At 65.2% G+C, this 24,444-nt stretch carries 17 protein-coding genes; 9 read left to right on the top strand and 8 right to left on the bottom strand.

Going from position 1 to position 24,444, the window contains the following annotated elements:
- Positions 1–147: 147 nt before the first annotated feature.
- Positions 148–1,737 carry a peptide chain release factor 3 gene (locus NLI84_RS07085; protein WP_255989218.1) on the top strand — a complete coding sequence of 530 codons (1,590 nt, stop codon included), beginning with the start codon at positions 148–150 and terminating at the stop codon, positions 1,735–1,737.
- 142 nt (positions 1,738–1,879) lie between these two features.
- On the opposite strand, the gene NLI84_RS07090 is transcribed toward NLI84_RS07085, so the two are convergent.
- The 6 genes from NLI84_RS07090 to NLI84_RS07115 all read right to left on the bottom strand — a co-directional run bounded on the left by NLI84_RS07090 (position 1,880) and on the right by NLI84_RS07115 (position 7,620).
- Positions 1,880–2,953, bottom strand: coding sequence for a glycoside hydrolase family 18 protein (locus NLI84_RS07090; protein ID WP_255989220.1), 1,074 nt, complete (start codon positions 2,951–2,953; stop codon positions 1,880–1,882).
- A gap of 36 nt (positions 2,954–2,989) precedes the next feature.
- Positions 2,990–3,343 carry a RidA family protein gene (locus tag NLI84_RS07095; protein WP_255989221.1) on the bottom strand — a complete coding sequence of 118 codons (354 nt, stop codon included), beginning with the start codon at positions 3,341–3,343 and terminating at the stop codon, positions 2,990–2,992.
- A 145-nt stretch (positions 3,344–3,488) separates the two neighbouring features.
- On the bottom strand, positions 3,489–4,682 hold the full coding sequence (locus NLI84_RS07100; RefSeq protein ID WP_255989222.1) for a DesA family fatty acid desaturase: 1,194 nt from the start codon (positions 4,680–4,682) through the stop codon (positions 3,489–3,491).
- A 113-nt stretch (positions 4,683–4,795) separates the two neighbouring features.
- Complete coding sequence (locus tag NLI84_RS07105) at positions 4,796–6,145, bottom strand: mechanosensitive ion channel family protein (protein ID WP_255989223.1); 1,350 nt, start codon at positions 6,143–6,145, stop codon at positions 4,796–4,798.
- Positions 6,146–6,157: 12 nt separating this feature from the next.
- On the bottom strand, positions 6,158–6,649 hold the full coding sequence (gene rfaE2 / locus NLI84_RS07110) for a D-glycero-beta-D-manno-heptose 1-phosphate adenylyltransferase (protein ID WP_255989224.1): 492 nt from the start codon (positions 6,647–6,649) through the stop codon (positions 6,158–6,160).
- 143 nt (positions 6,650–6,792) lie between these two features.
- Complete coding sequence (locus NLI84_RS07115; RefSeq protein WP_255989225.1) at positions 6,793–7,620, bottom strand: ferritin family protein; 828 nt, start codon at positions 7,618–7,620, stop codon at positions 6,793–6,795.
- Between the two features lie 126 nt (positions 7,621–7,746).
- Between NLI84_RS07115 and NLI84_RS07120 the strand changes: the two genes are divergently transcribed.
- The 4 genes from NLI84_RS07120 (at position 7,747) to recD (ending at position 17,661) form a co-directional block, all read left to right on the top strand.
- The gene (locus NLI84_RS07120) at positions 7,747–8,481 is read left to right on the top strand and encodes a competence/damage-inducible protein A (protein ID WP_255989227.1); all 735 of its coding nucleotides are present in this window, start codon (positions 7,747–7,749) and stop codon (positions 8,479–8,481) included.
- Between the two features lie 98 nt (positions 8,482–8,579).
- Positions 8,580–12,029: an exodeoxyribonuclease V subunit gamma gene (gene recC, locus NLI84_RS07125; RefSeq protein WP_255989229.1), complete on the top strand. Its 3,450-nt coding sequence runs from the start codon at positions 8,580–8,582 to the stop codon at positions 12,027–12,029.
- The gene (gene recB, locus NLI84_RS07130) at positions 12,026–15,631 is read left to right on the top strand and encodes an exodeoxyribonuclease V subunit beta (RefSeq protein ID WP_255989230.1); all 3,606 of its coding nucleotides are present in this window, start codon (positions 12,026–12,028) and stop codon (positions 15,629–15,631) included. Before recC ends, recB begins: the two co-directional genes overlap by 4 nt.
- Complete coding sequence (gene recD / locus NLI84_RS07135) at positions 15,628–17,661, top strand: exodeoxyribonuclease V subunit alpha (protein WP_255989231.1); 2,034 nt, start codon at positions 15,628–15,630, stop codon at positions 17,659–17,661. The genes recB and recD overlap by 4 nt, the downstream gene beginning before the upstream one ends.
- A gap of 341 nt (positions 17,662–18,002) precedes the next feature.
- Here the strand turns inward: recD and NLI84_RS07140 are convergent, their stop codons facing one another.
- Complete coding sequence (locus NLI84_RS07140; RefSeq protein WP_255989233.1) at positions 18,003–18,875, bottom strand: hypothetical protein; 873 nt, start codon at positions 18,873–18,875, stop codon at positions 18,003–18,005.
- Between the two features lie 258 nt (positions 18,876–19,133).
- Positions 19,134–20,060, bottom strand: a complete 927-nt coding sequence (locus NLI84_RS07145; RefSeq protein WP_255989234.1) for a LysR family transcriptional regulator — start codon at positions 20,058–20,060, stop codon at positions 19,134–19,136.
- 431 nt (positions 20,061–20,491) lie between these two features.
- Here NLI84_RS07145 and alaS point away from each other — a divergent pair, with 431 nt between their 5' ends.
- The 4 genes from alaS (at position 20,492) to NLI84_RS07165 (ending at position 24,415) form a co-directional block, all read left to right on the top strand.
- Entirely contained in the window at positions 20,492–23,125 is a 2,634-nt protein-coding gene (gene alaS, locus NLI84_RS07150; RefSeq protein ID WP_255989236.1) for an alanine--tRNA ligase, read from the top strand.
- 56 nt (positions 23,126–23,181) lie between these two features.
- On the top strand, positions 23,182–23,412 hold the full coding sequence (locus NLI84_RS07155) for a DUF1653 domain-containing protein (protein ID WP_255989237.1): 231 nt from the start codon (positions 23,182–23,184) through the stop codon (positions 23,410–23,412).
- Positions 23,413–23,518: 106 nt separating this feature from the next.
- The gene (locus tag NLI84_RS07160) at positions 23,519–23,818 is read left to right on the top strand and encodes a hypothetical protein (RefSeq protein WP_255989239.1); all 300 of its coding nucleotides are present in this window, start codon (positions 23,519–23,521) and stop codon (positions 23,816–23,818) included.
- Between the two features lie 48 nt (positions 23,819–23,866).
- The gene (locus tag NLI84_RS07165) at positions 23,867–24,415 is read left to right on the top strand and encodes a DUF1415 domain-containing protein (RefSeq protein WP_255989240.1); all 549 of its coding nucleotides are present in this window, start codon (positions 23,867–23,869) and stop codon (positions 24,413–24,415) included.
- Positions 24,416–24,444 lie beyond the last annotated feature (29 nt).

Below are 24,444 nucleotides of genomic sequence, written 5' to 3' on the forward strand. Positions count from 1 at the left end.
GAAATCTCGGCCGGCAACCATCCCGAGCAAGGCGCCATCTTCACGCTGCGGCTGCCGACCGAACCCGCACGCACCAAACGCTGACGCCCTCGCCCGGGGGCGGCGCTTGCCGTACAATCACGCGTTTTTCCAAGCGCAATCAATACCATGACCGAGATCGCCCGCGAAGTCGCGCAGCGCCGCACCTTCGCCATCATCTCCCACCCCGATGCGGGCAAGACCACGCTGACCGAGAAGCTGCTGTACTTCTCGGGCGCGATCCAGGCCGCCGGCACCGTCAAGGGCAAGAAGGGCGGCAAATTCGCCACCTCCGACTGGATGGAGATCGAAAAGCAGCGCGGCATTTCGGTGGCCTCCTCCGTGATGCAGTTCGATTACCGCGAGCACACGGTCAACCTGCTCGACACCCCCGGCCACCAGGACTTCTCGGAAGACACCTACCGCGTGCTCACCGCCGTCGATTCGGCGCTGATGGTGATCGATGCCGCCAAGGGCGTGGAAGCGCAGACGATCAAGCTTTTGAACGTGTGCCGGTTACGCAGCACGCCCATCGTCACCTTCATGAACAAGTACGACCGCGAGGTGCGCGACAACCTGGAGCTCTTGGACGAGGTCGAGAGCGTGCTCAAGATCCGCTGCGCGCCGATCACCTGGCCGGTGGGCATGGGCAAGACCTTCCGCGGCGTGTACCACATTCTCAGGGACCAAGTGATCCTGTTCCGCGCGGGCCAAGGCCCGCTCGACGAAGTGGAAGTGATCGACGGCATAGCCAACCCGCGTCTGGATGAATTGTTCCCATTGGAAATCGGCCAGACCCGGATGGAGCTGGAACTGGTGCAGGGTGCCAGCCACCCCTTCGTGCTGGAGGAATTCCTCGCCGGCGACCTGACCCCGGTGTTCTTCGGCTCGGCGATCAACAACTTCGGCGTGCGCGAGATCCTCGATTCGCTGGTCGACTGGGCGCCGCCACCGTCGAGCCGCGATGCCACCGTGCGCACCGTGGCCCCCAATGAGGAGAAATTCTCCGCCTTCGTGTTCAAAATCCAGGCCAATATGGATCCGCGCCACCGCGACCGCATCGCCTTCCTGCGCATCTGCTCGGGCCGGTTCGAGCGTGGCATGAAATTCAAGCACTTGCGCCTGGGCCGCGATATCGCCGCCAATTCGGTGGTGACTTTCATGGCGCAAGGCCGCGAGCAGGTCGAAGAGGCCTATGCCGGCGATATCATCGGCCTGCCCAATCACGGCAATATCCAGATCGGCGATTCGTTCTCCGAAGGCGAAATGCTGGCTTTTACCGGCATTCCTTACTTCGCGCCCGAATTGTTCCGCGTGGTGCGCATCAAGAACCCGCTGAAACTGAAGCAGCTGCAAAAAGGCCTGCAGCAATTGGGCGAGGAAGGCGCGGTGCAGGTGTTCAAGCCGCTCAACGGTTCGGACCTGATCCTGGGCGCCGTCGGCGTGCTGCAGTTCGAAGTCGTCGCCAGTCGCCTGGCCAACGAATATGGCGTCGATGCGGTATTCGAATCATCCAGTATCTATACCGCGCGCTGGGTCACCTGCGACGACGCACGCATGCTGAGCGACTTCGAGAGGCAGCTGGAAAACAACCTGGCGCGCGACGCCGCGGACAGCCTCGCTTACCTCGCGACCAGCCGCGTCAACCTGGAGCTGATCCAGGAGCGCTGGCCCAAGCTACGTTTTCACGCGACACGCGAGCACGCGGTCACGCTGTAACAATAAGCCGGCGCAAGCGCCGGCTTTTTTACAGACATCCTAGCGCCCAGGCTCGCCCGGATCGGGACGGCGGTGGCGAGGCAGCCGCCTTCCCATCCCGGCGCCCCGAGCGGCTACACGCCTGCCACTGCCGCCAACTGTATCAGCGATGCGTCCACAGGGTATTGAGCAGCGTATCGGTACCGTCTTCCGTGTACTCCCAAAAGAAGGTTCCCGCCAAGCCCTGCTCCTTCGCATAGCTTGCCTTGTGGCGCAATGATTCGGCGTCTTCGTAAGTCACGAATTCGTCACCGTCGACCAGCAGCCAGGGGGCCTTGGCAAGCGCGTCCCAGTGGCGGGCTGCACGGCCCGTGGCGATCAGCGTGCAGATTTCGGTGTAGCTGTAGCCGCCATTGCTCTTAGGGGTACCCTGCGCGCCAAGGCCAGCGCTACCCACGCCCTTGAGGCTGCGCCCGTAGAAGGCGCAGCCCAGCACCAATTTTTCCCGCGGCAGACCGTTGGCGACGAACAGTGCCACCGATTTTTCGCAACTGTCGCCTTCCGGGTCGACGGGCGTGTTGTAGAGGTTGGTATGGTGCCCGGCACGGGTCGCCCAGCCGTTGTAGAAATCGTAGGTCATCAGGTTGACGAAATCGCACAGCCGCGCGACTTCAGCCATTTCGACCCCATCGAGGTAGTACTGACCGGCACCTGCAGCGATGGTCAGCAGATAACGGTCGTCGCCCTGGCGGCTTTCGGCATCCGAGAGCGCGTCGAGCCGTTCACGCAGGTCCGCCAGCATCAGCGTGAAGTTGCGCTTGTCCTCGGGGCGCGCCTTGATGCTCGCCATGTCGTTGCTTGGGTATTCCCAATCGAGATCGATGCCGTCGAGCCGCCTTTCCTGCATAAAGGCGATGGCGGCCTTGGAGAAGCGCTCGCGCGTGCCCGCGTCGAGCGCCGCGTCGGAGAAGCCATCGGCAGCCCAACCTCCGATCGAGATCAACAGCTTGAGCTTGGGATTGATCTCGCGCAGCCGATGCAGCGTGGCGAAGTGGGTCTGGGCCCTGGCCTGCTTGTCGGAATCACCTTCGGCAAAGAGCGCCAGTTCGCCGTCGCCGCGGATATTGGCAAAGGCGAAACAGATATGGGTCAGGCGCGTTGCGTCACGCTCGAGCGGCAGGCCGCTCCAGTCTTTCCAACCGGCGAAGTAGGCAAGCAGGATGGGGTTGCTGGACATCACGATTCCTTCAAACGGTTAGAAGATCAACGACGATCACAGGGCGGCGATCACCGACATTTCGACACGGTAGCGCGGGTCGGCCAGGCGCGCCTCAACCGTTGCGCGCGCCGGAGTCTGGCCATGCACCACCCACCCGGACCAGACTTCGTTCATCGCGTCGTAATCGGCCATGTCGGTAAGGTAGATGGTGACCGAGAGCAGCTTTTGCTTGTCCGAACCCACTTCGCCCAGCAGGCGATCGATCGCGGCCAGCACTTCCTCGGTCTGGCCACGCGCGTCTTTGTCCAGCGTATCGGCAATCTGGCCGGCGAGGTAGACCGTGTTGTTGTGGACGACGATTTCGGCGAGGCGTGGCCCGATGTGGTAACGCTGGATGGCTGCGGACACGGCAAGGCTCCTTGAGTCGGGGGAAATAATAAGGCGAACCTCGTAAGGTTCGCCTTGCTCAAATTGCGCTTCGCCGGCGATACGGTACGGGTAAGCCATGTGGACACTCCATCATGGCCGCCGTATCGCGTCCGTGCAATCAGGATCAGTGCACGGCAGCGACCGAGCGCAAACGCAGCGAGAACTCCTGCAGCGCGGCGATGCCGCTCGCTTCGGCGCGGGAACACCAGTCCTGCAGATGCTTCACCAGCTCGCTGCGGGTCAGCGAGGAGCGCTCCCACAGCCGGGTGAGTTCCTGACGCATCTGGTAGACCTGAGCCAGCGTCTTGCTCTCAGCGAGCAACTGATCCAGGCGCTGCTTGTCGTTCTCGGGCGTGTCCTTGGCATCCTGCTTCAGCCACACCTTCATCTGGCGGGCCGGATTGGCTTCCAGTTGCGGCAGGCGGGCGTTGGCGCGCAGCTTGTCGAGCTCCTCGGCGACGATGGCCTTGAAGCTGCGGGCGTACTGCGCCGCGATGGCGTAGCGGTTGGCGATCACCACGGCGAGTGCATGCTCGTCGATTTCCGGACGGACCTCAGCGCGCTTGAACTTGGGTGCCACGCGGCGCACCTTGGCCATGCGCAGGAGTTCCAGCGTGCGGATATAGCCCCAGCCGATGTCGAACTCGAACCACTTGTACGAGAACTTGGCCGAGGTACCGAAGGTGTGGTGGTTGTTGTGCAGCTCTTCACCGCCGACGATGATGCCCCACGGCACGAGGTTGGTCGACGCGTCCTCGCACTCGAAGTTGCGGTAACCCACATAGTGGCCCAGGCCATTGATCACGCCAGCGGCCCAGAACGGAATCCACGCCATCTGGATCGCCCAGATCCAGATGCCGTTCGGTCCGAACAGCATCAGGTTGATGATCATCATCGTGGTCGGGCCCTTGGCGCTGTGCTTGCTGTACAGATTGCGCTCCAGCCAGTCATCCGGCGTGCCATGGCCGAACTTTTCCATCGTTTCGGCATTCTTGGATTCGGCGCGATAGAGCTCGGCGCCTTCCCACATCACCTTGTTGATGCCCAGCACCTGCGGGCTATGCGGATCTTCCGCCGTCTCGCAACGCGCGTGGTGCTTGCGGTGGATCGCCGCCCACTGCTTGGTGACCATGCCCGTGGTCAGCCACAGCCAGAAACGGAAGAAGTGGCTGGGAACCGGGCCCAGATCGATGGCGCGGTGCGCCTGGTGACGGTGCAGGTAAATCGTGACCGATGCGATGGTGATATGGGTGAGCACCAGCGTCACCACGATATAGCCCCACCAGGGCAGGTCGATCAGGCCATTGAGCCAAGTCATGCTTTGTGTATCTCCGTAGGTACAATGCGCGCGCACCCTAACACGGGATTCACTCGCAGGGCGCTGATATTAATCAAATTTTCATCTGATTGCATGGGTGATTATACCGGCGGCTACCGCTCGTTGCCTGGAACCGGGTCGCCCGAGTCCAATCCCTGCAAGTTGCCATCGCCCGCTTGCCGGCTGGCCGGGCGAAAATGCACCACATCGACCCGATTGAAGGGGATGCTGATTCGGTGCGTCCGGAATGCTTGCCAGATGCGCTGGTTAATGTCTGACCGCAACGCCAGCGTTCCGTTCTCGGGATCTTTCACCCAGAAGCCCAGCGACATGTCGACGCCGCTGGCGGCAAAGTTCTCGAGAAAGGCGCGCGGCGCCGGATCGCGCTTGATGCGATCGAATCCGGCGGTGGCATCGACCAGCAATTTCATCACCAGGTCCAGATCCGACTCGTAAGCGACGGACACCGGCATCTTGATCCAGACATCGCGCGCGTTGTACGACTGGTTGACCACGGTGGACGTGATCAGGGATTCGTTCGGTACCAGCGCCTCGGTGCCATCGGAGCCCTTCACCACCACGTAGCGCGACGTGAGGCCCGTGATCACGCCCTGGCGATTGTCCACCTGGATCAGGTCACCGAGCTTCACCGAGCGATCGAGCAGGATGATGAAGCCCGATACATAGTTGGACGCGATCTTCTGCAGGCCAAAACCCAGGCCGACGCCCAAGGCGCCGCCGAATACCGACAGCACGGTGAGATCGATCCCGACCAGCGACAACGCCACGATCACCGCCAGCACCACCAGCAAAGACTGGGCGATCTTGACCGAGACCACGCGCAGGTTCATGTCGATCAGGCTCGCGGCCATCATGCGCGCTTCGAACAAGCGCCCCAGCCACATCGCCACCACCAGCGTACCGGCCACCGACAGCACGCCATTGATCACACTCAACAGTGAGATCGAGGTCTTGCCGATCGCAAAGTGCACCTCGTTCAGCGCTTCGGCAAGCTCGGGCAGGATGCCAACCACGTGCAACGCATACAGCAGCCAGATCAAGCCGGCGATGTAGCGCTCGGTGCGTTGCAGCCAGGCCGCATTGTTGAACGCATTGCGCAGCACGTAGACCAGCACGCGGATATTGACCATGGCCATCAGCAGCACGATGGCCACGTCGATCAATTTGTGCGGCGGCGCCCAGGCAAAGCGCAACAGGAAATTGAACAGCCACAGCAACAGCAGCGCGTTGAGCGGGAAGAAGATCCGCATCAATCCTTCGCCGCCGTGCTTCCAGCGGCTGTTCTCCAGCCCGAGCCTCGGCTTGAGATAATGGTTGCCCAAGGCGGCCAGCAACAGCGCCAGCAGCAGCAAGCCTGCCTGGACCAGCAGATGCGGATGCCCCAGCCCGAGCCGGTTGATATCCGCGATCAGTGAAACGACGAGATTCTGGCGTTCGGTCATGGTTGCTCGCACCTAACCCAGCGCACGGATTTTCTGCAACATTTGCGTGGTCGAGGTCTGATGCAGGAACGGAATCGAATGCACCTGGCCGCCCCACTCCAGCACCTCGCGACTGCCGACGATGCGCTCGATCGACCAATCCCCCCCCTTGACCAGCACATCGGGCCGGCAGGCCAGGATCAGCTCGTGCGGCGTATCGGCGTCGAACCAGGTGACAAGATCGACACTGGCAAGCGAGGCCATCACTGCCGCGCGGTTGGCAAGCGGATTGATCGGCCTGTCATCGCCCTTGCCCTGGCGCTTTACCGACGCGTCGGTATTGAGCGCCACGATCAGCGACGCGCCCAGCGCGCGCGCCTGCGCAAGATAAGTGACATGGCCGCGATGCAGGATATCGAAGCAGCCGTTGGTGAACACCAGCGGGCGCGGCAAGGCCGCAACGCGCTCGGCCAGTTGCTCCGGCGGGCAGCAATACGCTTCGAAATCGGGTAAGGGGTAGTCCATGCGATCGGCTCGGCTAGTCTCGGGCAATATCGGGTTTTAGCATGGCAGGCTCATCACGCCAAACCCCCCGTCACCCGGTGTGGAAATGACTGCGGCGCTACGGCAATACAGCCGCAGCGCCGCAAGGGAACAAAGAAGGCGAATCAGGCGACGACCAGCTGCTTGCGATAACGGTTCAGGTCCGAGATCGATTCGAGCGCCACGCCGAACAGACTGGACAGGTTGCGCAGGATGCCGCCGACCACGCGTGCCTCCCACTCCTTGCCGAACTGGATCTGGCCGTCGAGCCAGTGCTCCAGCCATTCCGGATCCGGCAGGCGGCTTTGCACGGTGTCGTTCGGATACAGCTCCTTGTTCACGTGCAGATTGGTCGGATGCAGCGGCTTGCCCGAGCGGCCGCTCGACGCCATCAGAAAACCAATCTTGGCAAAGGCGGTGCGCGCCTCGTTGCCACAGCGCTCAATCGCGCGCTTCATGTATTTGAGGTAGGCGCCGCCATGGCGGGCCTCGTCGGTCGACAGCGTCTTGTAGATCGCCTTGATCACCGGCTCGGTGTGCCACTCGGAAGCACGGCGATACCACTGGGTCAGGCGCACTTCGCCGCAGAAATGCAGCATCAGCGTTTCCAGCGGCGGCGCCGGATCGAAGTCGAAGCGCACCGCGTGCAGCTCTTCCTCGGTGGGTACAAGTTCCGGGCGGAAGCGGCGCAGGTATTCCATCAGCACCAGCGAGTGCTTCTGCTCCTCGTAGAACCAGATCGACATAAAGGCCGAGAAATCGGAATCGTCGCGGTTGTCACGCAGGAACATCTCGGTGGCGGGCAAGGCCGACCATTCGGTGATGGCGTTCATCTTGATCGTCATCGCCTGTTCATCGGTGAGCAGGCTGGCATCGAACTCCCCCCAGGGAATATCGTTGGCCATATTCCAGCGTGCCTTTTCCAGGTCGGCGAACAATTGGGGGTACAACATCGATGCAGCTCCTTCGGCTTCGAGGTTTATCATAGAAGCCGGGACGTAGGCTTGAAAGTGCCCGTATTAGAACCGTTGTCATATCGCGCGGCAAGCCAAAAACTTGCGTTTCATGGAGATGTCACAATGGACTTCCATTTGTGTATCGTTGGCGACGAGATTCTGGAAGGTCGGCGTCAGGACAAGCACTATGCCGCTGTGCTGGAACGGCTCACTGCGCGGGGTCATCGGCTGGCCGCCGCTTACTATCTGCCGGACGACCGGGATGAACTCGTCGAGGTCTTTGCCCGCACGCTCGCCCGTGGCGCCCACGTGATTTCCTGCGGCGGCATCGGCGCCACGCCGGACGACCATACCCGACAGGCGCTGGCGCTCGCGGCCAACGTGGCGCTGGAACTGCACAGCGAGGCGGCCGCCTTCATCGTCGCGCGCAGCGGCGATGCCGCGTACCCGCACCGCATCCGCATGGCCGAATTTCCGCTCGGCGCCCAACTGATCCCCAACCCGGTGAACCAGGTGGCCGGCTGCAGTTATCGCCATCACCACCTGCTGCCAGGCTTTCCCGATATGGCCTGGCCCATGCTGGAATGGGTGCTCGATACCCACTACCAGGTTGGCACCACTGAACAACGGTACAGCCTCTTGGTGCCCGATGCCCGCGAGGGCGACCTGATCGCCGAGATGGAACAACTGGTCGAAGCGCATCCTGGCCTGCGCTTTTCCTGCCTGCCCTCGTTCGGCAATGCACGCCATCCCGGACCGCACCTGGAATTCACGCTGGCCGGCGCCGATTCCGCCACCGCAGCCGCCTGGCTGAACGATGCGCTGCGCACCCGCGGCTACCACGTGGAGCAACCGTGACCTGGCTTTCAGCCGCATCGAACCCGGCGGCGGCGTTGCCGCTTTCCACGCCCTGCCCGCTCCACTAGACTGCCGCCCTTCGCGCTCACACCCACTCCATGTCCGGCACCCCGCCCATCACTCCCGGCCTGATGATCGTCCACGGCAACCGGCTGGAAGCGCTGCGCGCGCTCACGGTGGCCTGGCTGCGCGCCTATCCACTGGCGCCGCTGGAGAACGAGGTGGTGCTGGTGTTCAGCAACGGCATCGCGCAATGGCTCAAGCTCGCGCTGGCCGAAGACCCGCAAGGCATTGAGGGCGGCTGCGGCATCGCCGCGGCGCTCGATATCCAGCTGCCATCACGCTTTTTGTGGCAGGCCTATCGCACCGTGTTGGGTGCCGCGGCCGTGCCCGAATCGTCGCCGCTCGACAAGGCACCCCTCACCTGGCGGCTGATGCGGCTGTTGCCCGCCTTGCTCGATCGTCCCGAATTCGCCGCGCTGGCGCTGTTCCTCGCCGATGACGCCGATCTGCGCCATCGCCACCAGCTGGCCGAACGGCTGGCCGACCTGTTTGATCAGTACCAGGTCTACCGCGCCGACTGGCTGGCTGGTTGGGCCGAGGGCCGCGACGAGATCACCACCCGCGCCGGCATCCGGCCGCTGACGGAGGACGAGCGCTGGCAGGCCGCGCTATGGCGCGCGCTGCTCGCAGACACCGGCGCGAGCGGCAACAGCCGAGCCGGCGTACACCAGGCCTTCGTGGCCGCACTGGCGGACCATACCCCGCCCCCGCCCGGCCTGCCGCGCCGCGTGGTGGTGTTCGGCCTCTCTTCCCTGCCCGCGCAGGCGGTCGAGGCACTGGCTGCGCTGTCGCGCCATAGCCAGGTGCTGCTGGCGGTGCACAACCCCTGCCGCTACTACTGGGGCGACATCGTCGAAGACAAGGCGTTGCTGCGCGCCCGGCATCGCCACGCCGCCAAGCCGGGGTTGCCCGGCGTGCTCAGCGAAGCGCTCGCGCACCAGCACGCCCAACCGCTGCTGGCCGCCTGGGGCAAGCAGGGGCGCGACTATATCAACCTGCTCGACCAGTTTGACGACACCGCCGCCCACCTGCCGTTGTTCCGCCCGATCTCGAACGAGCGCATCGATCTCTTTACCGAGCCCGCTACCGGCACGCTGCTTGGCCAGCTGCAGCACGACATCCTGGAATTGCGCCCGCTTGCCGAGACGCGCGCACGCTGGCCCGCGGTCGATCCTGGGTGTGACGACTCAATCCGCTTCCACATCGCGCACAGCGCGCAACGTGAAGTGGAAATCCTGCACGACCAGCTGCTTGCCCGCTTTTCCGCCGACCCGACGCTGCGGCCGCGTGACGTGATCGTGATGGTGCCGGACATCAACGCCTACGCGCCGCATATCGCGGCGGTGTTCGGCCAGATCGCGGCCAGCGACGCGCGCTACATTCCCTACACCTTGGCCGATCAGGGCCGGCGGGGCCGCGCGCCACCGCTGATCGCGCTCGAACACCTGCTGAGCCTGCCCGAGCGCCGCTTTACCGCCAGCGAAATCCTCGACCTGCTCGACGTGCCAGCCCTGCGCCAGCGCTTCGGCATCTCCGAGGCCGACCTGCCCACGCTGCGACGCTGGATAGCCGGCGCCGGCATCCGCTGGGGGCTCGATGCCGAACAGCGGGCCAGCCTTGGCCTGCCCGGCGAGCTGACGCAGAACAGCTGGCTGTTTGGCCTGGCGCGCATGCTGCTGGGCTACGCGGTTGGCAGCGGCGAGCCGCTGTCGGGCATCGCACCGTATGACGAGATCGCCGGGCTCGACGCGGCGCTGGTCGGCCCGCTCGCCCGGCTGATCGAACTCTTGGCGCTCAGCCGGGACGAGCTCGCCACGCCTGCGGCGCCGGCGCAGTGGGGCGAGCGGCTGATGGCGCTGTTGCCGCTGTTTTTTGACGCCAGCAGCGACGAGGATCTCGCGCTGATCACTCAGTTGCAGCAGTTGCTCGACGACTGGCTGGCGCTGTGCGAGGGCGCGCGCCTGACCGCGCCACTGCCGCTGACGGTGGTACGCGAGGCGTGGCTGGCCGGGCTCGATGCCGGCGGCTTGTCGCAGCGTTTCCTCGCCGGTGCGGTCAATTGCTGCACGTTGATGCCGATGCGCGCGATTCCGTTCAAGGTGGTGTGCCTGCTCGGCATGAACGATGGCGACTACCCGCGCATCCAGCCACCGCTCGATTTCGATTTGATGGCGCGCGACTACCGCCCCGGGGATCGTTCGCGGCGCGACGACGATCGCTACCTGCTGCTCGAAGCGCTGCTGTCGGCGCGCGACGCGCTCTATATCAGCTGGGTGGGCCGCAGCGCGCGCGACAACAGCGAGCGCGCCGCTTCGGTGCTGGTGGGGCAATTGCGCGACCACCTCGCCAGCGGCTGGACCCATGCCGCAGGGCACGACCTGCTGGCCGCGCTCACCACCGAACACCCGCTGCAGCCGTTCAGCCCACGCTATTTCGACGGCCAGCACGACCTGTTCAGCTACGCGCACGAATGGCTGGCCGCGCACGAACGCGTGACACTGCCCGCGGCCCAGCCCTTGCCCTCATTCGTTCCCGATGCCGCGCTCAACCTGGAAACGCTGCGCCGCTTCCTGCGCGACCCGGTCGCCAGTTTTTTCAGCGATCGCCTCAAGGTGAGCCTCGATCAACGCGACGATGAGCTCGATGATGACGAGCCGTTCGCGCTCGATGGCCTGGCGCGCCATCAACTGGCCGAAGCGCTGCTGACCGAAGCGCTGGCAGCCGACAATAGCGCCGCCGCGATCGAGCGTACCGCCAACCGGCTGCAACTCGCCGGCGCGCTGCCGCTGGCGGGCTTTGGCGAGCTGGCACGCGCGGCGCTTACCGATCCGCTGAATGACCAGATCGCGCGCTATCGCGCGCTGTGCGCACGCTGGCCGGAACCCTTGGCGTCGCCGCTGGCGCTGCAGTTTGCATATGGCGATATCTTGCTCGAAGCCTGGCAGGGCAGCGTACGCACCGATCCGGCCGGCGAGCTGGCGCTGCTCTTGCCCATGGCTGGCACGCTGCTGGGCAGTGGCAAACCGCCGCAGCGCAAATGGCACCGGCTGCTCGACGCGTGGCTGATCCGGCTGATGGCGAGCGCCTGCGCCACGCCGCTGACCGTCATCGCTGTCGGTGCCGATACCAGCCTGCGCTTAGCTCCACTGTCGCAAGCCGAGGCCGAGACCATGCTGCAAGGCCTGCTCGATGGCTGGTTGAGCGGCATGCAGCGGCCGCTGCCGGTGGCGTTGCGCACCGCGCTGGCTTGGCTGGAAACGCGCGACAAGAGCCCGGAAGCCGCGCACGACAAGGCGCAACTCGCCTTCGAGGGTAACGAGCGCAGCATCGGTGAGGTGACGCAAAGTGCCGCCCTCGCCCGCCAGTACCCGGATTACGCCACGCTCAGCGCCGACGGCGAGTTCGAGCGCTGGGCCGAGGCGCTGTACCAGCCGCTGCTCGATCATCCGCCGCAGGTGGAATCGCCCTCGCAGGTGCAGCCATGAGCCGGCCGCTCGCGCTCACCCTGCCGCTGTCGGGCAGCCGGCTGATCGAGGCCAGCGCCGGCACCGGCAAGACCTACACCATTTCGGCGCTCTACCTGCGGCTGGTGCTGGGCCACGGCGGCGAGCACGCATTCGGACGGGCGCTGCTGCCGCCCGACATCCTGGTCGTCACCTTCACCGAAGCGGCGACGCAAGAGCTGCGCGACCGCATCCGCACACGCCTGGTGGAGGCCGCGCACGTATTCCGCAGCGAAACCGAGCCGGACCCGCTGCTGGAACAGCTGCGCAGCGATTACCCGGAACACGCGTGGCCGCAATGCGCGCGCCAGCTCGATATCGCTGCGCAATGGATGGACGAAGCCGCTGTCTCCACCATCCATGGCTGGTGCCAGCGCATGCTGCGCGAGCACGCCTTCGACAGCGGCAGCCTGTTCGAGCAGACGCTGCAGACCGACCAGCGCGTGCTGCAGGCCGAGGTGGTGCGCGACTACTGGCGCACGCACTGCTACCCGCTCACCGGCGGGCCGCTCAACTGGGTGGCCGAGCACTGGCGCGATCCCGATACCCTGGCCGGGCAGCTCGTCGCCGGCACGGATGCCGTGGCCGCCAATCCCGATCAGCCGCTGTCGGTGTTGCTGGGCGCACCACTGGCGCAACGCGCCGACACACTGACGACCTTGAAAGCACCGTGGCCGGCATGGTGCGACGAGCTGCAACAGCAGCTCGAAGCCGCCTACGAAAACAAGCAGTTCGATCGACAAAAACTGAATCAGAAGCGACTGAAGGACTGGTTTGACGACCTTCGAGACTGGGCCGCCGACGACTCCGTGTCCTTCCCCTTGAGTGACGCCGCCTACAACAGGCTCAGCCCCCAGGGCTTGAGCGAGATCTGGAAAGCAGGAAGTCCACCCAACCACCCGGCGCTGGACGTGCTGGCTGCGCTTCCCGCTGCGCTCGCCACCCTGCCCGATCCGGCCTCCGATGCGTTGCTGCATGCGTCCGCCTGGGTGTCCGCTCGGCTGGAGCGCGAAAAGCTGCGCCGTGCCGAGATGGGCTTTGACGACATGCTGACGCGGCTCGACGCCGCGCTGCAGCGCAATCCGCAGCTCGCGGCTGTGATTCGCCGCCAGTTCCCGGTGGCGCTGATCGACGAGTTCCAGGATACCGATCCGCTGCAGTACCGCATCTTCGATACCGTCTATCGCGTAGTCGAGAACCGGCCGGACACCGCGCTGCTGCTGATCGGCGATCCCAAGCAGGCCATCTACGGCTTTCGCGGTGCCGACATCCACACCTATCTGGCCGCGCGCGCCGCAACCGCCGGCCGGCATGCGAGCCTCGGCACCAATTTCCGCTCCAGCCATGCCATGGTCGCGGCGGTGAACCGGGTATTCGCCAGCGCAGAGGCCCATCCGCGCGGCGCCTTCTTGTTCCAGCGAGGGGGTGACAACCCGTTGCCTTTCGTGCCGGTCGCAGCGCAGGGCCGTCCGGAGCGCTGGACCATCGCCGGCAAACCCGCGCCGGCGTTGACGCTGTGGCAGCTCGACAGTGAAGCCCCACTCGCCGGGGAGCGCTACACGGCACTATATGCCGACACCTGCGCCAGCGAGATCGTGCGGCTGCTGCAGCTCGCTCAGCACGACAAGGCGGGCTTCGCGCGCAACGGCAAGCCCACGCCGCTGCAAGCGGCCGATATCGCCGTGCTGGTGCGCAACGGCCGTGAGGCATCGGCGATTCGCGGTGCGCTGGCCGCGCGCGGCGTGAAGAGCGTCTACCTCTCGGACAAGGACAGCGTGTACGCGAGCCAGGAGGCGCGCGATCTGCTGCTGCTGCTGCGCGCCTGCGCCGAGCCGGGCCAGGATCGCGCGCTGCGCGCTGCGCTGGCCTGCCGCACGCTGGCGCTGCCGCTATCCGACCTCGCTCGCCTCAACGACGACGAGCGCCATTGGGAAGCGCGGGTGCTGCAGTTCCGCGACTACCACGCGCGCTGGCAATCCGCGGGCGTGCTCGCCATGCTACGCAGCCTGATGGGCGAGTTTGCGCTGCCACAGCGGCTGCGCGAGCGCGCCGATGGCGAGCGGGCGCTGACCAATCTGTTGCACCTGTCCGAGCTGCTGCAACAGGCGGCCGCGGCGCTCGATGGCGAGCTCGCGCTGGTTCGCCATCTGGCCGACTGCATCGCGGGCGGCAGCGACGCAGCGGACGAACAGGTATTGCGGCTGGAAAGCGACGAAGGCCTGCTGCGCGTGATCACCGTGCACAAGTCCAAGGGGCTGGAATACCCGCTGGTGTTCCTGCCCTTCGCCTGCACCTTCCGTCCGGAGGAAGGCAAAAGGCCGTTGTATGCGCGCGAAGCCGGCCGACGCGTGCTGCGGCTCAAGCCCACGCCGCAGGAAATCGACGCCGCCGACGACGAGCGCCTGGCGGAGGATCTGCGGCTGATGTACGTGGCGCTCACCCGCGCGCGGCATGGCTGCTGGCTGGGGCTGGCCGACATCAAGCGCGGCAACAACAAGGCATCGCAATTGCACCGCTCGGCCATCGGCTACCTGCTCACCGGCGGCGCGGCGCTGGCCGACACTGGGGAATTGGCCGCGCAGCTGGCGCGCTGGGATGAGCCCGGCGTGATCGCGATCGAGCCCGCCCCCCAGTCGGACCGCACTCCCCTGCAGATGGCGCTCACCTTCACCCCCGCGCTGACCGCAAAGCAACCAGCGCGGCGCGCGCGCGAACACTGGTGGATTGCCAGCTACTCCGCCTTGCGCCTGGCCGATGCGTTGCCCGATGACGAGCACGCGCCGCCTGAGCCGGCCGACGCGCTCAGCGCACGGCTGGGCGAGGATGGCCGCCATGCCCACGGCAGCGCGCAGCCGGCGGAGGATAGCCGCTTGCACCGCTTCGCCCGCGGCCCCGGCCCCGGCAGCTTTCTGCACGGCCTGCTCGAATGGGCCGGCCGCGAGGGCTTTGCCCGCATCGCCCAGCAACCCGCGCTGGCGCGCGATCTGATCGCCCGCCGCGCCGCACCGCGCGGCTGGCAGGCCTGGATAGACCCGCTGAACCAGGCATTGTCCAGCTGGCTGACGCTGCCGCTGTTGGCCGACGGCACGGCGCTTTCAGGACTGCGGTGCTATCAGGTCGAGCTGGAGTTCTGGTTTGCCGCGCACGCAGTCGACGTCACCCGGCTCGATGCCCTCGTCAGCGCGCATACCGAGGATGGCGCCCCCCGGCCGCGCTGCGGCGCCCAGCAACTCAATGGCATGTTCAAGGGCTTTATCGACCTTACGTTCGAGCACGGCGGGCGCTATTACGTGGCCGACTACAAATCCAACTGGCTGGGTGAGCACGACGATGCCTATAGCGCAGAGGCGATGCAGAGCGCCATGCTGGAGCACCGGTACGATCTGCAGTACACGCTGTACGCGCTGGCGCTGCACCGCCAGCTGCGCGCCCGGCTATCCGATTACGATTACGAACGCCATTTCGGCGGCGTCGTCTATCTGTTCCTGCGCGGCCAGCATGCCGATGGCCACGGCATCCACCGCGCCCGCCCAAGCCGGGAACTGATCGATGCGCTCGACGCGCTATTCCGGGGGCAATCATGAGCCGGCTTGCCGACAAGCTGAATGCGCCGCAGGCGCCGCTGCCGCAACCCTTCATGCCACTCGACGATGCCGCCCACCTCGCCCGGCTGCTGGATGCCTGGGTCGAGCGCGGCTGGCTGCGCGCGCTCGATGCCGCGCTGGTCGGGCAGTGCGCAACCCTTGCCCCCGATGCGCCGGCGCTGGTGCTGCTGGCCGTGGCCCTCACCAGCCACCAGCTCGGCCATGGTCATGCCTGCCTCGACCTTGCGCAGGCGCTGGCGAGCCCGGACGACACGCTCTCGCTGCCGCCCGATGGCGAGGAAGACACACCCACGCTGCGACCGTCGCAACTGCTCGCGCCGGTGGCACTGGCGCAATGGCGCGCGCTGCTCGCCGGCTGCACCCTGGTCGACGCCGCCGGCCCCGGCGAGCGGCCCTTGGTGCTGGCAGGCGAACGCCTCTACCTGCGCCGCTACTGGCAATACGAGCACCAGGTCGCCCAGGCGCTGCGGCAGCGGCTGGCGCAGGCTACCTGCGTGCCGGACGACCTCGCCGCGCGCTTGGAACGGCTGTTTCCCGATCAGCCCATCCGGCCGGACTGGCAGATGCTGGCCTGCGCGCTGGCGGTGCGCGGCCATTTCACGTTGATCACCGGCGGGCCCGGCACCGGCAAGACGACCACCGTGGTGCGGCTGCTGGCGCTGCTGCAGGGCAAGGCGGTCGACGACGGCGCGCCGTTGCGCATCCGCCTCGCCGCGCCCACCGGCAAAGCCGCGGCGCGGCTGTCGGCATCGATCGCCGCACAGGTGAGCGCGCTGGCGGTGGATGAGGCCGTGCGCGCGGCCATCCCCACCCAGGTGGGCACCGTGCACAAGCTACTGGGCAGCCGGCCCGACACCCGCCGTTTCCGCCACCACGCCGGCAATCCGCTGCCGCTCGACGTGCTGGTGGTCGACGAAGCGTCGATGATCGACCTGGAAACGATGGCGTGCGTGCTCGCCGCCCTGCCCGCTCACGCCCGGCTGGTGCTCTTGGGCGACAAGGACCAGCTCGCCTCGGTCGAGGCCGGCGCGGTGCTCGGCGAGCTGTGTCGTGATGCCGAGGCGGGGCACTACAGCGCAGCGACGCAAGCGTGGCTGGAACAGTTCGCCGGTGCTCCCTTGGCGGATTTGACTGCCGGCGATGCAGAGCGCCACCCGCTGGCGCAGCAGACCGCCATGCTGCGCCACTCGCGGCGCTTCGGCGCCGACAGCGGCATCGGCGCGCTGGCACGGCTCGTCAACACACAGCAGGCCGCCCAGGCTCGCCGCCTGCTGCAGGCGCCGCCGGCCGACCTTGGCCTGTTGACGCTGGGCTACGGCGATACCGAGTCGCTGATCGCACTGGCGATCAACGGGCGCGGACCTGCCGCAGGCTACCGCCACTACCTGGCGCTGCTGCAACAGCAGCGGCCGCAAACCAGCGAGCTGGCAGCCCACTTGGCCTGGGCACAAACGGTGCTGCAGGCCTTCGACGCCTTCCGCCTGCTGTGCGCGGTCCGGCGCGGCCGCTGGGGCGTGGACACGCTCAACCAAGAGATCGCGCAGGCACTGCACGCCGCCGCGCTGTTGCCGGCGTTTGATGGCTGGTATGAGGGCCGTCCGGTGATGGTGACGCGCAACGACTACGGCCTGGGCTTGATGAATGGCGACATCGGCATCGCGCTCAAGCTGCCCCATGAAACCGGCGCGCTGCAACTACGCGTCGCCTTCGCCCGCAACGACGGCTCGGGCGAATTGCACCTGGTGCTGCCCAGTCGCCTCACCGACATCGAAACGGTGTTCGCGATGACGGTCCACAAATCGCAGGGCTCGGAATTCGCCCACACCGCGCTGGTGCTGCCGGCCACCGCCAGCCCCATCGTTACCAAGGAGCTGGTCTACACCGGCATCACCCGTGCCAGCCGCGATTTCACGCTGATCGAGGCAAGGGCCGGCGTGCTGGAGGAAGCGATCGCGCGGCGGGTGCAGCGCGCCAGCGGCTTGCTGGAGCAGATCGCGCCAACGGCGTAGGTCTCGGTGCCTGCAACGTGGCAAGCTCTGCGTGGCCCCTCCCTTTCGGCCTGCAGCACGGCCAGGGCCATTTCTGCAATGCCGTATCGTTCGCCGCTGGCCAGCTGCAGCGAGTGGGTAGCATCTTCACAACACCCGCCTACAGTAGCCGGCGCCGGGCCTACGCCGGCAACAGCGCGGCTAGGCCGCACCCGGAGGTGCCGCATAACAGGACGTGCAAACGCTATTCAAGATTGACCCGCTCGCTGACTTGCACTGACCACGACGCAGCTGGTGATTCCCCGGTCGCCTGCTCTACAGACTGGATTCAACTAATCGAATGCGTGCACCCTGAGGTTGTACTAGTTGGAAATGGCTGCCGAGGTTACTAGATCAACAAACATCGACGATAGGATATGGTCGCTGGCCACTAAGCACCCGAACGATTGAAAGTCAGGACAATAAAAGTACTCACCACCGACAGCCACATCAGCGTGGTTGCAGGGCCCGTCATAATTCGCGATTCGCGCCATAACCGCTGAATTGTTTGCGTCTCGCATGTCGAGATGAAACTTAAGCGTCAATTCGTTCTGGTCGGCCACAAGAAATGCCCGCACTTGTCCCAAATCCGAACCCAGGCACGCGGCGACTCGTCCGACCTCCAAGATCGCCACAGATTTCGACCGCCAGCGTGTGACCTCCTTATACGCCCGTTCGCGAATGGCGGTTCCATACACCACTGCGCGGCCATGAGCCAAAATCTCCCAAAGTGGCTCTGCATCGGGGTATGGTTTGCCTGACCAATAATCAGTGATCCATTCTGTTGCGACTAGTTGGTCGTTTGTATCCTTGGGAGCGTAGGTAATCCAGTTCGAATCCAACCGCGCGACCTGCGCAGTTTCAAGGAGTTCGAGTTCGGCGAGGTACTCGTCTTCGAAATAGTGGCCGCCCCAGCCTGCGCCTGGGACACGGCGTGCTTGAGCTTCATCCTCAAAAAAGTACATTGCACTCAATCTAGAAGGAAGGTGCGGGCAGATTCCCTGTCGTACGAGTTCTATCTGCAGCTCGTTGTGAATTCGAGAAACGTCGCGATCAAGAAGCATCTGAGCGACCATCATCGAAACAGCGCACGAGTTTGGGGGAGTTTCGGCATATGCCGATACCAGAACTCCTCTGTAGACGGCCCATGCGACTGCAGGGTGGCTAACGTCCAGATACGCAAAGACAGTGGTCATAGGCACTCCTTCAGGAATCACCTGCCGAAGTTTACTGACTATCAAGTTTGCGGCCGCGTTTAAAAATCGACCAATTGCGGTCGGCCGTTACCCCGCCCTACCGATTTCGGGGATGCGATCCATGCTTCGGCGTTCCAGTGAAACCCTCGCGATAAGGATCGCGAGTGCGAAGCAGCGGTAAGTCGGCCGTAACATCGATCAACAGCTCCGGCACCGGGATGGTCCTAGTCGATGCACAACCGCAGCTGCCCTAGGCCTTCAGGCCGCAACCGACGCGAGGTTCAGCCCCCTGTCCCACGGCGGTGCATCGCCCCAGGCCTCGACCAGGAAATCGATCATGCTGCGCACCTTGGCGGTGACATGGCGGCGGCTGGGATAGACCGCCCAGGCGTAGAGCTCGGGCTGCCCATGCTCGGCGAGCAGCGGTATCACTTCGCCACTACGCAGCGCATCGGCGATCAGAAAGGTCGGTTGGCGCACGATACCTTCGCCCGCGATCGCCGCCGCGCACAGCATGTCGCCGTTGTTGGCCCTGAAGTTGCCTTTCACCTTCACCTTTTCGCTGCCATCGATGCCGAAGGTCCAGTCGTCGCCCGTGCTGGCGTAGGTGTAGGCGAGGCAATTGTGCGTGACGAGATCCTGCGGCGTGGAGGGCATACCGTGCCGCGCGAGGTAATCGGGCGAGGCGCAGATCACCAGCCGGATCGGGCACAACCGGCGAGCGATCAGGTTGCCCGGCAATTGCGGCGAGATGCGCAGTGCCAGATCGAAGCCCTCGTCAACGAGATCGACCGCGCGGTCGGCCAGTTCCAGATCCAGCGCCACGTCCGGGTAGCGCTGGCGGTATTCGGCCAGCAAAGGCGATAGGTGGCGGATGCCCAGCGACAGCGGCGCGGAGATGCGCAGCGTGCCGCGCGGCCGCTGCGTGGCGCTGGACAATGCCGCCTCGGCCTCTTCGATATCGCCAAGGATCTGCTGACAGCGCTCGTAGTAGGCGAAGCCCGATTCGGTGGGGCTGAGCTTGCGCGTGGTGCGGTTCAAAAGCCGCGTACCCAAGTGGTTTTCCAGATCGGCCACGAGGCGCGACGCCGCCGTGGTTGAGATCTGCAAACGCTCGGCCGCACGCACGAAGCTGCCCGCTTCCATCACCTTGGCAAACACCTGCATCGCCACCAGTCTGTCCATGATTTATCCCGGATATCGATATATATCGCACCTATCCAGCCAGTTTATTTCATCCTGAGCCGGGACCAAACCATCGCTACACCGTTTGTCACGGCTTGCCGACTCCAGCCCGCGCACCCGGCGCCCGGACGATTGGCCTGCCCCTGGCTGACGCGTCTGTCTGGCTCGTCCTGCCCGTCGCGCGCAGGCAGGATCAGACAGGCTGAATGGCACCAGCGCCACGCGGGTGGTGATCGCCGAGTAAACGCGGCTGCCAGGCTGCCCGCCCCCCGGTTGCCAGCACGCCTACACATCGTTCTTTGCACTGCCAGTGGGCCGGCGCGGTCTCGTTGCGCGTGCCGCAGTGCACGGCCACGCCCCTGCCGCCTGCGGCGCTTTTCCTTTAGAATCGAAAGCTTTGTTATTCCCACGCCTTCGTGCGCGAGCGCTCAATGAAAACCGCCGAGATACGCCAGCAATTCCTTAGCTTTTTTGCTTCCAAGCAGCATCAGGTCGTCGCCTCCGCCCCACTGGTGCCGGGCAACGATCCGACCATCATGTTCACGGTGGCCGGCATGGTGCAGTTCAAGGACTGCTTCCTCGGCAAGGAAAAGCGCAATTACACCCGCGCCACCACCAGCCAGAAATGCCTGCGCGCCGGCGGCAAGCACAACGATCTGGAGAACGTCGGCTACACCGCGCGCCATCACACCTTCTTCGAGATGCTGGGCAACTTCAGCTTTGGCGACTATTTCAAGCGCGACGCCATCGCCTACGCCTGGGAATTCCTGACCAGCCCGCAATGGCTCGCGATCCCGGCCGAGAAGCTGATGGTCACCGTCTACGCCTCGGACGATGAAGCGTTCGACATCTGGCACAAGGATGTCGGCCTGCCCGTCGAGCGCATCGTGCGCATCGGCGACAACAAGGGCTCGCCGTACGCGTCGGACAATTTCTGGACCATGGGCGACACGGGGCCGTGCGGCCCTTGCACCGAGATCTTCTACGACCACGGCCCGTCCGTGGCCGGCGGCCCGCCCGGATCGGCCGATGAAGATGGCGATCGCTTCATGGAAATCTGGAACAACGTGTTCATGCAGTTCAACCGGGACGAAACCGGCACGCTGCATCCGCTGCCCAAGCCCTCGGTCGACACCGGCATGGGCCTGGAGCGCATCTCCACCGTGCTGCAGGGCGTGAAGTCCAACTACGAGACCGACATCCTCGCCGAGCTCGTGAAGGGCGCCGCGCGCGAGACCGGTGTGGCCTACAGCCAGGACCAGCCCTCGCTCAAGGTGATCGCCGACCACATCCGCGCCTGTGCCTTCCTGGTTGCCGACGGCGTGCTGCCATCCAACGAAGGCCGCGGCTACGTGCTACGTCGCATCATCCGCCGCGCGGTGCGTCACGGCTACAAACTCGGTCAGAAGGGCCTGTTCTTCCACAAGCTGGTGGCCGATCTTGCCCGCGTGATGGGCGACGCCTACCCGCAGCTGGTCGATGGCCAGCAACGCATCACCGAGACGCTCAAGGCCGAAGAAGAGCAGTTCGCCCGCACGCTCGACATCGGCATGGCGCTGCTCGAAAAATCGCTTGAAGGCGGCAAGACCACGCTCGATGGCAAGACCGCGTTCACGCTGCACAGCACCTATGGCTTTCCGATCGACCTCACCGCCGATATCTGCCGCGAGCGCAACCTTGAGCTCGACATGGCCGGCTACGAGCGTGAGCTCGCCGCCGAGCAAGAGCGCGGCCGCGCCGCCGGCAGCTTCAAGATGACCGCCGGCCTCGCCTACGACGGCGATGCCTCGCATTTCCACGGCTATAGCGAAGTGAGCCGCGATGCCACCGTGCTGGCGCTCTACAAAGGCAACGAGCAGGTAGAAACGCTCGCGGCTGGCGAAGAAGGCGTGGTCGTGCTCGATCACACGCCGTTCTACGCCGAATCGGGCGGCCAGGTAGGCGACGTCGGCACCATTTCCGCCACCGGCGGCCTCGATGCGCTGTTTGACGTGACCGACACGCAGAAGGTGAAATCCGACGTGTTCGGCCACCAGGGGCGTCTTGCCAGTGGCACGCTGAAGGTCGGCGACGCGGTTGCCGCCACCATCGATCTGCACAAGCGCCACGCTACCCAGCGCAACCACAGCGCCACCCACTTGTTGCACTCGGCGCTGCGCGAGGTGCTGGGCAAGCACGTCGAGCAGAAGGGCTCGCTGGTCACGCCGGAACGCACCCGTTTCGACTTCAGCCACCCCAAGCCGCTGACCGCCGCGGAACTGGCGCGCATCGAGTCGCTGGTCAACCACGCCGTCCTTGCCAATACCGCCGTCGATGTTGCGCACATGAGCTACGACGACGCGATCAAGGCAGGCGCCATGGCGCTGTTTGGCGAGAAGTATGGCGACGACGTGCGTGTGCTGAAGATGGGCGAGTTTTCCACCGAACTGTGCGGCGGCACCCACGTCGGCCGCACTGGTGACATTGGCCTGTTCAAGATCATCGGCGAAGGCGGCGTTGCCGCCGGCATCCGCCGCGTCGAAGCCAACACTGGCGAGGGCGCGCTGGCGCTGGTGCAATCGCACGAAGCCGAACTGAAGGCCGCGGCCGAGATCGTGCAGGCGCAGCCGGGTGAGTTGCTAGCCAAGCTGGAGCGGCTGCAGGCGGAGCTGAAGGCCGCGCAGAAGGAAGCGCAGGCGCTCAAGGGTCAAATGGCGTTTGGGCAGCTCGACCACTTGCTGGGCGCGGGGCTGCGCACCATCAACGGCGTGAAGTGTGTCGGCAGCCATGTCGAGGGCGTCGACGCCGGCACGCTGCGCGAGATGAGCGACAAGCTGATGGACCGCCTGGAAAGCGGCATCGCGCTACTCGCCGCCACCGGCGACGGCAAGGTGAGCCTGATCGCACGCGTTTCCAAGGATCTGACCGGCAAGGTCAAGGCGGGCGAGCTCGTCAACGTCGCGGCGCAGCAGGTCGGCGGAAAGGGCGGCGGCCGCCCGGACATGGCGCAGGCCGGCGGCACCCAACCGGAAAACCTCAAGGCCGCACTGGATGCGGCGACCGAGTGGCTGAGCAGCAAGCTATAACGCAGCGACACACTCCAGGCCGGCCCACGGGCCGGCTTTTTCATTGGAATCCTTGCATGACCGATCTCACCAAACCGACGTTGCCGACCGGCCGCTACCGTCACTACAAGGGCAAGGACTACGAGGTGCTGGACCTCGTTCGGCACAGCGAAACCGAGGAGTGGCTGGTGCTGTATCGCACGCTGTACGGCGACTTCAGCCTGTGGGTGCGCCCTTATGCGATGTTCGTCGAGCTCATCGAGATCGATGGCGTGCAGCGACCGCGCTTTTCGCGGATTGCGCAGTGACCCGGCCCACAGACCACGTCGTGGCAACGCCCGTCGGCGATGCATGGCGCGCCCGTTGCCGCGAGAATCCGGGCTATGCTCAGGCTATCCTCATCGAGCGCCATCCATGAGCCTGCCTTATCCCACCGTACTGACCCCGGTCGATGAAATCGGCGGCATTCCCTTCTCGGTCGAGCTCGAAGACGGCCGCATCGTCGATTGCTTCATCAGCATCGATGCGCTGTCGAGCAACTTCACCGCCTGCGACACCAAGGAAGGCCGCATCCGCACGCTGCAAGGCCGCACGCTGTTCACCCGCTTGGTGCGCGAGCGCATGGCCGCCGGTGAAGAGGAGCCGGTCTACCTCACCTACGCCGTCGTGTTCGGCTATCTGTCGCGCAATCCCACGCTGCCTAGAACCGAATAGCGCCACCCGCAGTATCATGGCGACCGTGTACTTCGCTATCGCCCTCGCATGACCGCCGACCTCGTCATTGTCCGCACCCGCAACTGGCTGGAAAAGGCCGTGATCGGGCTCAACCTGTGCCCGTTCGCCAAGGCGGTGTATGTGAAGGAGCAGGTGCGCTATGTGGTCAGCAGCGCCCGGCATCTGGACGCCTTTCTCGACGAGCTGGAGCACGAACTGGTGCTGCTGCGCGATGCAGACCCCAAGGCCATCGACACCACGCTCTTGATCCATCCCACGCTGTTTGCCGAGTTCGACGATTTCGTCGATGTCATTGCCGCTGGCGAGCGCGTCGTGGCGGATCTGGCGCTGGAGGGCGTGTTGCAGCTGGCGCACTTTCACCCGCACTACCAGTTCGAGGGTAGTACCCCCGACGATATCGCCAACTACACCAATCGCGCGCCCTACCCCACGCTACACCTGCTGCGCGAGGACAGCATCGCGCGCGCCGCCGCTGCGTTTCCCGACCCGGCCGCCATCTTCGAGCGCAACATCGCCGTACTGCAGGAGCTGGGCCCGGAAGGCTGGCGACGGCTATTCCCCGACACCGACCGATAAACGGGCTGCAAATATACCCCCACGGGGTT

Source organism: Chitinolyticbacter albus (genome assembly GCF_024437655.1).
Classification (GTDB): Bacteria; Pseudomonadota; Gammaproteobacteria; order Burkholderiales; family Chitinibacteraceae; genus Chitinolyticbacter; species Chitinolyticbacter albus.